This is a genomic window from Haemophilus sp. oral taxon 036 (genome assembly GCF_002998595.1).
In the GTDB taxonomy this organism is placed as follows: domain Bacteria; phylum Pseudomonadota; class Gammaproteobacteria; order Enterobacterales; family Pasteurellaceae; genus Haemophilus; species Haemophilus haemolyticus_K.
In genome coordinates, this window is the sequence record NZ_CP027235.1 from 652,961 (window position 1) to 665,962 (window position 13,002).

Below are 13,002 nucleotides of genomic sequence, written 5' to 3' on the forward strand. Positions count from 1 at the left end.
ATGTCTGCGCACTTTATCACGTAAACGTAATAGATTGAACGGGAAAAGAAAATTATTTAGATAATTTGAAAATAAAGTGGTGGGCGATACCGGTCTCGAACCAGTGACCCCCTCCTTGTAAGGGAGGTGCTCTCCCAACTGAGCTAATCGCCCGATAATATTAAGGTAAAACCCTAAATTTTCGGTTTATTTAAACACTTTTAAGTGGTGGGCGATACCGGTCTCGAACCAGTGACCCCCTCCTTGTAAGGGAGGTGCTCTCCCAACTGAGCTAATCGCCCACTAGAAAGCGTTTAAATACAACGGGAAAGTTTGAGCGGAAAGGACACTTTAGAAAAGTGGTGGGCGATACCGGTCTCGAACCAGTGACCCCCTCCTTGTAAGGGAGGTGCTCTCCCAACTGAGCTAATCGCCCGCTAGGTCAAACTTAGTAACATTAAGAACACTTTTTAGAGAAGTGGTGGGCGATACCGGTCTCGAACCAGTGACCCCCTCCTTGTAAGGGAGGTGCTCTCCCAACTGAGCTAATCGCCCTTAATGTTGTGGGTTGGCATTATAGGGAGAATGCATTTTCAGTCAATACCTTTTTACTAAATTTTGTTTAATTGTCGTAAAAATAAGCATAAAATCCGCTTTTTTATTTAGAAGTCAAACAAGTCGTAGTAGAATGACGACTAATATTTTATTGAAGATAGGTTATAAAAATGAAACTAGATGCTCCTTTTAATTTAGATCCAAATGTAAAAGTGCGTACACGTTTTGCTCCTAGTCCTACAGGTTATTTACATGTAGGTGGCGCACGTACTGCACTTTATTCTTGGTTATACGCAAAACATAATAACGGCGAATTTGTATTACGAATTGAAGACACGGATTTAGAGCGTTCAACACCAGAAGCAACTGCTGCAATTATTGAAGGAATGGAATGGTTAAATCTTCCTTGGGAACATGGTCCTTATTACCAAACTAAACGCTTTGATCGTTACAACCAAGTGATCGATGAAATGATTGAACAAGGCTTAGCATATCGTTGTTATTGTACTAAAGATCGCTTAGAAGAACTTCGTCATACTCAAGAACAAAATAAAGAAAAACCACGTTATGACCGTCACTGCTTACACGATCACAACCATTCACCTGATGAACCCCACGTTGTACGTTTTAAAAATCCAACTGAAGGCTCAGTCGTATTTGATGATGCCGTGCGTGGCCGTATTGAAATCAGTAACAGTGAGCTTGATGATCTTATTATTCGTCGTACAGACGGTTCACCAACTTATAACTTCTGCGTAGTTGTGGATGACTGGGACATGGGTATCACTCATGTAGTACGTGGTGAAGATCATATCAACAACACGCCACGTCAAATCAATATTTTAAAAGCGATTGGTGCTCCAATTCCAACCTATGCGCACGTTTCCATGATTAATGGAGATGATGGTCAAAAATTATCTAAACGACATGGTGCAGTGAGCGTAATGCAATATCGTGATGATGGCTACTTACCAGAAGCTTTAATCAACTATCTTGTGCGTTTAGGTTGGGGACATGGCGACCAAGAAATTTTCAGTCGCGAAGAAATGATCAACTATTTCGAATTAGATCACGTCAGCAAATCAGCTAGCGCATTTAATACTGAAAAATTACAGTGGTTAAATCAACATTATATCCGTGAATTACCGCCAGAATACGTGGCTAAACACCTTGAATGGCATTACAAGGATCAAGGTATTGATACAAGCAATGGTCCAGCATTAACGGAAATAGTCACCATGCTTGCGGAACGTTGCAAAACTTTAAAAGAAATGGCTAGTTCAAGCCGCTACTTCTTTGAAGAATTTGAAACCTTTGATGAAGCCGCAGCAAAAAAACATTTCAAAGGCAATGCGGCTGAAGCGCTTGCAAAAGTGAAAGAAAAATTAACCGCACTTTCTAGCTGGGATTTACATTCTACTCACGAAGCAATTGAGCAAACGGCTGCTGAGCTAGAAGTCGGCATGGGTAAAGTTGGTATGCCATTACGTGTCGCTGTGACAGGTTCTGGTCAATCGCCATCAATGGATGTTACCCTAGTCGGTATCGGCAGAGATCGCGTACTTGCGCGTATTCAGCGCGCTATTGATTTTATTAATGCACAAAACGCTTAATATTTAATCGGATAACAAACGTATAATAAAATCGTATTGACAGCCACATAGTCAAATTTTATCATGTCGCTGTCTTTTATGGGGATATAGCTCAGTTGGGAGAGCGCTTGAATGGCATTCAAGAGGTCGTCGGTTCGATCCCGATTATCTCCACCAAATTAATAAAGCAAGGTAAATCACCTTGCTTTTTTTATCTCAGAATTTTTACATTCCAAACTTTAAAGGGTAAAAATAGCACCATTATTAAAGGCGCTATTTATAAAACAATTAACCGTTAAAACTCTCACCTAAACACAGTCTAATTTTATTCAACATTTCTTTTAATACTCTCGCTGGTGCTGCAATAATATTACCGCTGCGTAAGTAGCCGTTACCAGCATCAAAATCACAGACTAAGCCACCTGCTTCACGCACGATTAAATCGCCAGCAGCACAATCCCATGCTTTTAAGCCCATTTCAAAATAACCATCAATACGGTTTGACGCCACATAGCATAAATCCAATGCTGCAGAACCAGTACGACGGAAATCCGCAGCATCTTCAATTAAGGCATTCATCATTGCAAATTGAGTTGGCATTAATTTTGGTTGTTTGAATGGGAAACCAGTAGCTAAAATTGAACCTTGAATTTCACGTTTACTATCTACACGTAAACGTACTTCATTTAATTTTGCACCTTCACCACGCACAGCGGTAAATAATTCATTGCGGATAGGATCGTAAACAATCCCGACTTCAGTGCGGTTTTTTACACGAATTGCGATAGACACGGCAAAATGAGGAAGCCCTGTCATAAAATTGCGGGTACCATCTAGTGGATCAATCACCCATTGCACATCACTATCTTTGCCTTCAAGCGCGCCCGTTTCTTCACTGATGATGGTGTGGTCAGGATAAGATTTACGAATAATTTCAATGATTTCTGCTTCTGCCGCTTTATCAACGTTTGTCACATAATCATTAATACCTTTTTGTGTGCTTTCGATAGCATCACGGCGTTCATAATTTTTAGCAATCACATTGCCCGCTTTTCGTGCCGCACGAATTGCGATATTTAACATTGGATTCATATTTCCACCAGATTTTAAAGAACAGAAAAATTCCGCGCCATTATAGCGAGATTTGCCAAAATAACCAGTTGAAAATCATAAAACAATGGTTTTTATAGGTATTCAGGAAAAGTTTACGATACAGATCGCAAAAATAGCATGAAGTGATTTTTCCATTAATTATTTGCCATTAAAGTGCGGTAGAAAATTGGAGCGTTTTATGCAGAAAGGTGTGACATTAGTGGAATTATTGATTGGGTTAGCAATTATCAGCATTGCGCTGAGTTTTGCCGTACCATTATGGCAAACAGATTCACCTAAAACGATTTTAGCCAAAGAGCAACATCGCCTGTATTTATTTCTACGCCAAATTCAGGCTCGGGCAGAAAATTCATCGGAAGTGTGGTTTTTACTTATCAATCGTAATCTTGCGACACAACAATGGTGCTTAACAGCACAAGTAAAAAACGATCAAACGTGTGATTGTTTAAACCCAACAAACTGCCCGAAAGAGACCTATGCTCATTTTTACTATCCTTATTTTCCTAAAAAAACGATGATTCAAAGCCATTATATTTATCCCAAAGAAATCACGAGGTTTTATGGTGCTCGTAATACTAGTGTTACTCGTTGCTTTATTTTGCAAGCGGAAAATGAACGTACATTATTTTCATTTTTCAATGTTGGCAGCATTCGTTTGAAAACCAATCAAGCGGCTAGTGCATGCAATCAATCATGAAAACATTATTAAAAGGGCAAACCCTATTAGCACTGATGATTTCTCTGGTGTTATCGTCTTTATTATTGCTAAGCATTTCGCATTTTTATGTGCAAATTCAAACTCAAAATCAACAGATATTATTGCATTTAAAACTACAAGCAGAATTACAACGAACATTACAGCTCATCGGTAAAGATCTTCGGCGATTGGGATTTAGAGCATTAAATACAAAAGGAACAGAAAGCAATTTATCTTTATTTGAATTAGATGAAGAAGGCACTGCTATTTTCATTAGTCAAGAAGATAATGCCCCACTTAATAGCTGTGTGTTGTTCTTTTATGATTTAAATAAAAATGGATGTATTGGCAAAGATTCACCAAAAACCTGTATGAAAAATGGGAAAAATACATCCAAAAACAGTACAGAGGAATTATTCGGTTATAAAGTGAGTAACAAAATGATAAAAACCAAACTGACTTATCAAAGTGTTATTCCAACTAATTGCACAGCAGAAACTTGTAAACGTGCTTTTCAACAATCGGCTTGCAACGCTGGAGGCGGTTGGACTGATTTATTAGACAATAATGAATACGAAGTCACTAGCCTACAATTTAATTGGTTAATTGAAGGCAAAGGATTAGAAATCAAGCTAAAAGGAAATTTAAAACAAACCCCAAACATCAGTTATGAAACATCCCTTGTCGTTTCGCTCTGGAATCAAAAATAATGGCTACACACAAAGGCATTATCACGCTGACTATTCTGATTTTTATTTCAGGTTTATTAACCGTAATCTTATTGTTGGATGACAGTCATTTAAGTTTTTTTCGTGCACAACAAAATCAACGAAAACACTATGTGGAAAGAACATTACAACTGCAAAAAATGACAGAGGAGAAAAAACAAACTGCCTGCCTTGATTTACCGTTAAATAATAATGAAAGTGTAAAGCAAATCAGCATCACGCTTGATGGCGCCACAGATGCAATTCAATATTTTATTTGGTGTGAAAAAATGAGCCTATTTAAAAAATCGCCCACAAAAGGCGATAATCAGGGTGCATTGAAAGATTTTATTCACATAGAAAAACTAACGGATTTTCGACCGCACTTTTCTTCCCCACCCAAAATGTTAAACGCGAATAAAACACCTAAACTTTATTGGTTTTCAGATTCTCAAGCGGAAGTTGAAATTAATGGCACTGTGTCTGCTGTATTAATTGCAGAGGGAGATTTAAAACTAACAGGCAAAGGACGGATTAGTGGCGCAGTACTCACCAATGGGCATTTAACTTTAGATGGGGTGACTTTAGCCTATGGAAAATCTGTCGTCACAGCCTTAGTGCAACAATATAGTAAGTGGCAATTGGCAGAAAAAAGTTGGAGTGATTTTAATGTTCCAGATGAATAAAGGCATGTCGCTCACTACCCTATTATTTTCTTTGGCTTTATTTAGCGTTTTATTTATTGCTTTCAATCAATGGACGGCAAGCCAAAGAAAAAGTGCGGTGAAAACTTATCAAGATTTTCAGGCGATACAGGTTGCGGAGAATCAAGCTCAACACCAATTTTTAGGGTTACCTTGTGAACAATTAATACAACAAAATGGCTTAACTTTTCTCGTTCAATGTGAAAACGAACGCGTCATTGTACGCTATCCGATGGGTGAAATTTCGATAAAAACTAAGTAGAATGGCCTTGTCTTTTTCTAGATTAAATCATCAAAAGGTCGCCAATTGTGTTCATTGTTTATTATTCCAATCAACTCGAAAAACAAAAAGAAATCCTTTCTTCCTTATTCAAATCTTTACCGCCAGAAGATCCTTTTCAGCAAGATATTATCTTGGTGCAAAGCCCAGGTATGGCGCAATGGCTGCAAATTGAATTAGCGAAAGAAACAGGCATTTCAGCGAACCTAAAATTTCCTATGCCAGCAAGTTTTATTTGGCAACTTTATGCTCAGAACTTACCTGCAACGGCATTGGAAAACCCTTTTGATAAAGATTCAATGACATGGCGTTTAATGCGATTAATCCCGACTTTTCTCGAGAAAGAAAGTTTTTCACCTTTACGCAATTATTTAGCGTCCTCGCCACATTCTGAACAATACAAACTTTATCAACTCAGCAGCAAAATTGCCGATTTATTTGACCAATATTTAGTTTATCGACCAGAATGGATTTTAGCTTGGGAAAAAGGCGAAGATGAACAAATCACCGCTCAAATACAAAAACAACAACCTAACCTAAACACAACTTTGTTTGCGCAAATTCAAGGCAATACAAAATGGCAAGGTGAGTTATGGCATGCATTGGTCGTCGATGTTAAATCAGATGTTGGTGATGCCACACATCGAGCGGCTTTGCATAATCAGTTCTTAGCCTTGCTTGCCGATAAGAAAGCACCGAAAAAATTACCTTCACGCATATTTATTTTTGGTATTCCAGCACTTCCAACTGCTTATCTCAATATTTTGCAAGCGATGTCATCAGAAGTGGATATTCATTTATTTTTTAATAATCCATGCCAAGAGTATTGGGGAGATATTAGAGATTTACGCCTTGATTATTTGCGTTCTCGCAAGCGTTATCAATTCAATAAACAAGATAAAAATCAACCGCTGTTTTCCGAGGATCAACTTTCTCAACTAGAAAACGCTCAGTTTGATGTCACTTATCAAAAAGAAAACCTTCAAGTAGGCAATCCGTTACTGGCTGCTTGGGGAAAAATGGGGCGAGATTTTCTTTACACCTTGGTGCGAGATGAAGAACATATTCCAACTTATCCCGTCAATGCTTATCAAGAAATTAAATCGAACAGTTTGCTTGGGCAATTGCAGTCTCAAATTCTGCATTTAGAAAATAAACCGCTAAATATCGCAAAAAATGACCGTACTTTAACCCTACATTCTTGCCACAGTGCTATGCGTGAAGTGGAAATATTGCACGATTATTTATTAGATTTATTTAATCAAGATCCTAACCTTACGCCAAAAGATGTGGTTGTTATGGTGGCAGATATAAACCAATATACACCTTATATTCAGGCAGTTTTCGGGCAAAAAAATGGGGATGCGCCACAAATTCCATTTTCACTTTCGGATAATAAACTTTCAGAAAGTGATGTGTTGGTATCAAGTTACTTAACTTTATTGCGCTTAAAAGAAAGCAATTTTAGTGCAGAGGACGTCTTAGCGTTGCTGGATATTCCTGCGATGCGAGAACGATTTAATATTTCTCTTGCTGATTTGCCATTAGTGCGAGAATGGGTGGCGGATTCAGGGATTCGTTTCGGTTTGCAAAAAAATCAAGATGGTATCAATTTCAATTCTTGGCAGGCAGGATTAGAACGAATGATGTTAGGTTATGCGATGCGTGAAGAACACGGTATTTGGCAAGATAGCCTAGGGTTAAACAGCAGCTATGGCTTAAAGGGTGAACTTGCTGGAAATTTATCTCACTTTTTCACCGCACTTTCAGCGTTGCATGAAACGCTGCAACAAGCACATTCCATCGAAAAATGGCAAGAAATTTTAACCGCGCTTTTATCAGATTTCTTCGTGCAAAATGAAGACACAAGCGACACGATTTTCTATATTCAAGAGAAAATTAATGAATTAGCTGAGCATCTAAAAACTCTCCATTTTACTGAAGAATTGCAAGCAGACGTGATTGCCGATGTCATCACAATGAAATTGGAAGATGCGCCAAATAGCCTCAAATTCCTTGCAGGAAAAGTAAACTTCTGCACCTTATTACCAATGCGTTCAGTGCCATTCAAGGTAGTTTGTTTACTTGGAATGAATGATGCGGATTACCCTAGAACACAAACACCAAACAGTTTTGATTTAATGCAATATCACCATCAAAAAGGCGACCGTGTTCGCCGTGATGATGATCGCTATTTGTTCTTAGAAGCCTTATTGGCAGCACGTGATTATTGCTATATCAGCTATGTTGGCCGTTCCATTACAGATAATCAACCGAAAGAACCTTCTGTATTGGTAAGTCAACTCGTGGATTATATTAATCAAGGTCAAAGCGAAAATACCCTTACGGTGATTGAGCATCCCATGACGGCATTTAGCCCAGATAATTTCAAATATAACGAGAAATTTACCCGCTCTTTTGCGACAAAATGGTTGCCAATAGCACAATTTGACGCAACAGCTAGCAATTCAGAATTTGCCGTCACTATGACAGAAAACCCAGAAAAAATAGAAGAAATTGAACTGGATCGTTTAGTCAGCTTTGTGGAAAATCCAGTGAAATTTTTCTTTGAAAAACAACTCGGTGTCTATTTCCGTGATGAAGATGATCGTATTGCCGACAGTGAAAATTTCACCTTAAGTGGATTCGATAATTACGCGCTCAATAATGACTTAATCTACCTTGATGAACAAAATTTTTCTGATTATTTTAGACAAGCAGAAGTAAAAGGCGTGTTACCTCGAGCCGAATTTGGAAAAGTTTATGCTGAAAATATTCGAGACAATGTTTTGGAATTTAAAAAGAAAATAGCGGATCTTGGTGAAGCCAAACATGCTTCCGTCGATTTCAATTTATCCGTAAATTGGCACAATGAAAATCAAGAAATTCGTCTATTTGGTTATATGGAGCCTTTATTTGGCGATGATTCACAGGTGATTCAATGGCATTTTGCGAAATACAAAGATCGCTATTGTATCCGTCCTTGGATTTATTATTTGATTCAATGTGTTACACAAGAAAATGCGGTACCACCAAAATTAATTACGCAAGATCAAGTTATCGAATTACCGCCTATTGAGCGCAAAACCGCTCTCGCTCAATTAGAAACTTACGTAAAAGATTATTTACAAAGTCAAATAGAAATCCAATTGGTGCCAACGGTAAGAAATGTGAATGATTTTATTGTGGACGATGAAAGTGCGGTAGATTTTGACAATATTTCTACAAAACTTCAGGAACTGGGCGAAGACAGCAATTACGGCGCTCAAGCAGATCCATATTGGTCACGCGTATTGGCGCAAACCTCAAGATTTGAACAAACTGGAAATATCGAAAAATTATTAAAACAAACAAAAGATTGGTTTGGCTTATTATTCGTACAAAAGAAGACAAGAAAGGCATAAAGCTAATCGTCAAAGAACCGATTTTTTGCTAAGATAACGGCCCTTTTTACGGAGAATTGTCTATGCGCTGTCCATTTTGTTTTACAGAAGAAACCAAGGTAATTGATAGCCGTTTGGTATCGGATGGCTATCAAGTTCGTCGCCGTCGTGAGTGCGGTCATTGTCATGAGCGTTTTACTACCTTTGAAACAGCCGAATTAATCGTACCAAAAATTATTAAAACTGACGGCACTCGAGAACCGTTCAATGAAGATAAATTACGCAGTGGTATTCAGCACGCCTTAGAAAAACGCCCTGTAAGTGCGGATGATGTTGAACAAGCAATTAACCATATAATTTTTCAATTACGCGCGACGGGTGAACGTGAAGTACCAAGTAAACTGGTTGGAAAACTCGCGATGAATGAGTTAAAAAAACTCGATAAAGTGGCTTATATTCGTTTTGCATCGGTCTATTTGAGTTTCGATAATATTAATCAATTCACCAAAGAAATTGAGAGCTTAAAGGATTAACCATGAGCGAATTTTCTGCACAAGATCGCAAATTTATGCAACGCGCCTTGGATTTAGCCGCCAAAGGTCAATATACCACTACACCGAACCCATCGGTAGGATGCGTATTGGTAAAAAATGGTGAAATTGTGGGGGAAGGCTTTCATTTTAAAGCGGGGCAACCTCATGCTGAACGCGTTGCCTTAGCCCAAGCTGGCGAAAATGCCAAAGGAGCAACCGCTTACGTCACCTTAGAGCCCTGCTCTCATTATGGTCGCACTCCGCCTTGTGCATTAGGATTAATCGAGGCTGGCGTAGTGAAAGTCATTGCAGCTATGCAAGATCCGAATCCTCAAGTCGCAGGGAAAGGTTTGAAAATGTTATCTGATGCAGGCATCGAAAGTGCGGTGAATTTATTAAACGATCAAGCGGAAAAAATAAATAAAGGCTTTTTAAAACGAATGCGTCAAGGTATGCCTTTTGTTCAACTCAAACTTGCAATGAGTTTAGATGGACGAACAGCAATGGCAAGTGGAGAAAGTAAATGGATTACGGGCCCTGATGCTCGTTCTGACGTACAAAAAATGCGTGCAAAATCATCCGCACTTTTATCTACTTCTGCGACAGTAATTGCAGATGATCCAAGCCTTAATGTACGCTGGGACGAATTTCCTGAAAATCTTAAAACAAAATATAAAAAAGAAGATCTTCGCCAGCCTGTACGAGTCATTTTAGATTCACAACATCGCATTCAGCCGACTCATAAACTTTTTTTAACGCATTCTCCCGTTTGGTTAGTTTCTAATGAACCGCGAGATTTAGCAGGCTTTCCTGATTTCTGCGAACAAATTATTCTTCCAAAAGAAAATTTACTAAAAGAATTAATGCGAGAACTGGGAAGACGCCAAATAAATACCCTTTGGGTAGAAGCTGGAGCAAATTTAGCGGGTAGTTTAATTGATGCGAAATTAGTAGATGAATTGATTATTTACGTTGCGCCCAAATTACTTGGCGACAATGCTCGTGGTCTATGCCAATTACCGAATTTAACTAAACTTGCTGATGCACCATTATGGCAACTCAATGAATTAGAACAAATCGGTGACGATATAAAATTAACTTACACACCGAAAGGAATCTAAATGCTTAAAAAACTTTTCCATTCCGCACTTTGGGGCTTGGCTGCTGCGGGCGTGATTTTGTTTGCTGTTCCAAGACTGAATAACAGCAATATCTTCACTTCAGACGATATTGTATCGTTCAAAAATGCGGTGCGTATTGCCTCTCCAGCAGTAGTGAATGTTTATAACCGCTCTTTTTCTTCCGCCAGCATTAATGATAATGATCAGCTACAAGTAAATAACTTAGGTTCTGGCGTAATTATGAGTAAAGATGGCTATATTCTGACGAATAAACACGTTATCCAAAATGCGGATCAAATTGTAGTAGCATTGCAAAACGGAAATATTTTTGAAGCTAGTCTTGTTGGTTCAGATAATCTCACCGATCTCGCTGTTCTAAAAATTCGTGCAAATAATCTTTCAACCATTCCACAAAATTCAGCTCGTCAAGCTCACGTTGGTGATGTGGTATTAGCAATCGGTAATCCCTATAACTTAGGGCAAAGCGTGTCTCAAGGTATTATTAGCGCAGTGGGACGTAATGCCGTAGGTGATTCTGTTGGCAGACAAAACTTCATCCAAACCGATGCTTCAATTAACCGAGGCAACTCAGGTGGTGCATTAATTAATTCTGCAGGGGAATTGGTTGGAATCAGCACCCTTAGTATTGGGAAAACCGCTAATGAAATAGCAGAAGGACTAAATTTTGCCATTCCAATGGATATTGCAAATGATGTTTTACAGAAAATCATTCGAGATGGGCGTGTTATCCGAGGTTATTTTGGTGTGCAAAGCGACATCAGTTCAAGTAGTGAAGAAGGCATAGTCATCACTGGAGTAAGCCCGAATAGCCCAGCAGCAAAAGCAGGAATTCAATTAGGTGATGTCATTTTGAAATTAAATAATCAAGAAGGCATTTCAGCCCGAGAAATGATGCAAATTATCGCAAATACAAAACCTAATTCAAAAGTTCTCGTCACCATTCTACGATTAGGCAAAATCTTACAACTTCCTGTTGTCATTGAAGAATTTCCAGTAAATTAATAAAAAAGTAGCGTTCTTAATCATGGAACTGACTTTCTATTTTTAACTCTTTCTCTTTTTAATAGGAAGAAGAACGAGAAGATCTAATTAAACTATAAAAAATAATACAAACGAAGAAATAAAATAACGATCCCGAATTATGCGCAAGAAATGACTGGCTCATAAAATAGAATAAATGGGATAATAGATGCATAATACCTAAAATTGCGACACATTTTATTTCTAAATTTTGTTGTTTACAATTTTTCATAAAATAAATAAAAGGTACAAATAATATAACTATCAATCCTATAAAACCTAATAATCCCCGTTTAACCCAAGATTCTAAAAATTGATTATGCAAGCTATTAAACTGCAAGGTCGTTTTCGCCATACTACCTGATTCTATCTGTTTATTTCTGAATAGTTCATAGCCTCTGCGCCCATGACCAAAGATAGGCGATTCTTTAATAGCTACAAATGCATTCTCCCACATGTCAAATCTAGCCCCTAATGATGTACTTTTATCATTTTTTTCTAGATATAACTTAATATCAGACTCAGCAGCGTAATAACGCTGCGTCATATTAAATTTAGGGTTCATTACAAGAAGAATAAAAGATCCACCCATAATAGCAAAAAAAGTTATTATCAGTTTCTTACTAAGAAATTGGCGATATAGTAATAAAAGAATAATCAGTATAATTGGAAATCCTACCCAGCCACCACGAGCACCAGATAATGCGCTTGTACTCATTGCAAGGATAACTCCAGCCAATCCTATTAATACAGATTTATAATATTGTTTTATGAAAAAATGTATCGTAATCACTAAACTAAATGTCGCTAATGAAATGGCTATATCCCCAACCTGAATATGCATAATTTCAGGAAAAGGTTTATCATATCCCAAATAAAATTTCTGAAATAATGCCACGCCCCCTGTTATAATTGCCCCCGTCGGAATAGCATACAAGATCGTATCAATCTTTAATGGGAAATGTCGAAATAAAATGAATAAAGGAATGAATAATAAAACTCGACTTGGGTTATCAATTTCTCTAAAACTATCCTGATTAATAAAAACAGAAAGTAAAAAACTAATAAGATAATATAATAAGGAAAATATGAAAATTTTATCTATTTTAGATAATTCATCATGTATCTCTGATTTTATAAAATAAATAATAACATAAATAACACTAACAGCACCTAAAGTTATGGGAACATAGCTATATCCCTTCTTGAATATCAAAACCGTTGTAAAAAATAGCCCAACAAATACATTAATACAAAAAGTAATATATTTTTTATGAAAAAATGAAGTCATCGCAAC

General features: G+C 37.6%; 11 protein-coding genes and 5 tRNA genes. 10 read left to right on the plus strand and 6 right to left on the minus strand.

Translation table 11 applies throughout. From position 1 onward, the window contains the following. Positions 1-77 precede the first annotated feature (77 nt). The 4 genes from C3V42_RS03180 to C3V42_RS03195 all read right to left on the minus strand — a co-directional run bounded on the left by C3V42_RS03180 (position 78) and on the right by C3V42_RS03195 (position 534). A tRNA-Val gene (locus C3V42_RS03180) sits at positions 78-153 on the minus strand. A gap of 52 nt (positions 154-205) precedes the next feature. Continuing rightward, positions 206-281: transfer RNA gene (locus tag C3V42_RS03185), tRNA-Val, on the minus strand. Positions 282-339: 58 nt separating this feature from the next. Continuing rightward, positions 340-415, minus strand: a tRNA-Val gene (locus tag C3V42_RS03190). A gap of 43 nt (positions 416-458) precedes the next feature. Then, positions 459-534: transfer RNA gene (locus tag C3V42_RS03195), tRNA-Val, on the minus strand. 170 nt (positions 535-704) lie between these two features. Here C3V42_RS03195 and gltX point away from each other — a divergent pair. Beyond that, positions 705-2,147, plus strand: coding sequence for a glutamate--tRNA ligase (gene gltX / locus C3V42_RS03200; protein ID WP_106013614.1), 1,443 nt, complete (start codon positions 705-707; stop codon positions 2,145-2,147). Positions 2,148-2,227: 80 nt separating this feature from the next. Continuing rightward, positions 2,228-2,303, plus strand: a tRNA-Ala gene (locus tag C3V42_RS03205). A 111-nt stretch (positions 2,304-2,414) separates the two neighbouring features. Here C3V42_RS03205 and suhB read toward each other — a convergent pair. Beyond that, positions 2,415-3,218, minus strand: a complete 804-nt coding sequence (suhB, locus tag C3V42_RS03210) for an inositol-1-monophosphatase (RefSeq protein ID WP_106013615.1) — start codon at positions 3,216-3,218, stop codon at positions 2,415-2,417. Positions 3,219-3,417: 199 nt separating this feature from the next. On the opposite strand from suhB, the gene C3V42_RS03215 reads away from it, so the two are divergent. The 8 genes from C3V42_RS03215 (at position 3,418) to degS (ending at position 11,687) form a co-directional block, all read left to right on the plus strand. Next, positions 3,418-3,936, plus strand: coding sequence for a type II secretion system protein (locus C3V42_RS03215; protein ID WP_106013616.1), 519 nt, complete (start codon positions 3,418-3,420; stop codon positions 3,934-3,936). Then, entirely contained in the window at positions 3,930-4,646 is a 717-nt protein-coding gene (locus tag C3V42_RS03220; RefSeq protein WP_106014306.1) for a type II secretion system protein J, read from the plus strand. Before C3V42_RS03215 ends, C3V42_RS03220 begins: the two co-directional genes overlap by 7 nt. After that, the gene (locus C3V42_RS03225; protein ID WP_106013617.1) at positions 4,646-5,329 is read left to right on the plus strand and encodes a DUF2572 family protein; all 684 of its coding nucleotides are present in this window, start codon (positions 4,646-4,648) and stop codon (positions 5,327-5,329) included. Before C3V42_RS03220 ends, C3V42_RS03225 begins: the two co-directional genes overlap by 1 nt. Beyond that, entirely contained in the window at positions 5,322-5,609 is a 288-nt protein-coding gene (locus C3V42_RS03230) for a DUF5374 domain-containing protein (RefSeq protein WP_164994245.1), read from the plus strand. Before C3V42_RS03225 ends, C3V42_RS03230 begins: the two co-directional genes overlap by 8 nt. Positions 5,610-5,656: 47 nt before the next feature. Continuing rightward, positions 5,657-9,031 (plus strand): exodeoxyribonuclease V subunit gamma, encoded by a 3,375-nt coding sequence (recC, locus tag C3V42_RS03235; protein ID WP_106013619.1) that lies wholly within the window; start codon positions 5,657-5,659, stop codon positions 9,029-9,031. Between the two features lie 62 nt (positions 9,032-9,093). Further along, entirely contained in the window at positions 9,094-9,543 is a 450-nt protein-coding gene (nrdR, locus tag C3V42_RS03240; protein ID WP_005627362.1) for a transcriptional regulator NrdR, read from the plus strand. A 2-nt stretch (positions 9,544-9,545) separates the two neighbouring features. After that, positions 9,546-10,664: a bifunctional diaminohydroxyphosphoribosylaminopyrimidine deaminase/5-amino-6-(5-phosphoribosylamino)uracil reductase RibD gene (gene ribD, locus C3V42_RS03245; RefSeq protein WP_065265562.1), complete on the plus strand. Its 1,119-nt coding sequence runs from the start codon at positions 9,546-9,548 to the stop codon at positions 10,662-10,664. Continuing rightward, complete coding sequence (gene degS, locus C3V42_RS03250) at positions 10,665-11,687, plus strand: outer membrane-stress sensor serine endopeptidase DegS (RefSeq protein WP_065265561.1); 1,023 nt, start codon at positions 10,665-10,667, stop codon at positions 11,685-11,687. It abuts the gene before it with no gap. Between the two features lie 58 nt (positions 11,688-11,745). Here the strand turns inward: degS and C3V42_RS03255 are convergent, their stop codons facing one another. Next, positions 11,746-12,996 (minus strand): O-antigen ligase, encoded by a 1,251-nt coding sequence (locus C3V42_RS03255; RefSeq protein WP_106013620.1) that lies wholly within the window; start codon positions 12,994-12,996, stop codon positions 11,746-11,748. Positions 12,997-13,002 lie beyond the last annotated feature (6 nt).

Bases quoted from the DNA above. Each gene is read 5' to 3' on its own strand.
- gltX (WP_106013614.1), top strand. From the start codon at position 705: ATGAAACTAGATGCTCCTTTTAATTTAGATCCAAATGTAAAAGTGCGT.
- suhB (WP_106013615.1), bottom strand. From the start codon at position 3,218: ATGAATCCAATGTTAAATATCGCAATTCGTGCGGCACGAAAAGCGGGC.
- C3V42_RS03215 (WP_106013616.1), top strand. From the start codon at position 3,418: ATGCAGAAAGGTGTGACATTAGTGGAATTATTGATTGGGTTAGCAATT.
- C3V42_RS03225 (WP_106013617.1), top strand. From the start codon at position 4,646: ATGGCTACACACAAAGGCATTATCACGCTGACTATTCTGATTTTTATT.
- C3V42_RS03230 (WP_164994245.1), top strand. From the start codon at position 5,322: ATGAATAAAGGCATGTCGCTCACTACCCTATTATTTTCTTTGGCTTTA.
- nrdR (WP_005627362.1), top strand. From the start codon at position 9,094: ATGCGCTGTCCATTTTGTTTTACAGAAGAAACCAAGGTAATTGATAGC.
- ribD (WP_065265562.1), top strand. From the start codon at position 9,546: ATGAGCGAATTTTCTGCACAAGATCGCAAATTTATGCAACGCGCCTTG.
- degS (WP_065265561.1), top strand. From the start codon at position 10,665: ATGCTTAAAAAACTTTTCCATTCCGCACTTTGGGGCTTGGCTGCTGCG.
- C3V42_RS03255 (WP_106013620.1), bottom strand. From the start codon at position 12,996: ATGACTTCATTTTTTCATAAAAAATATATTACTTTTTGTATTAATGTA.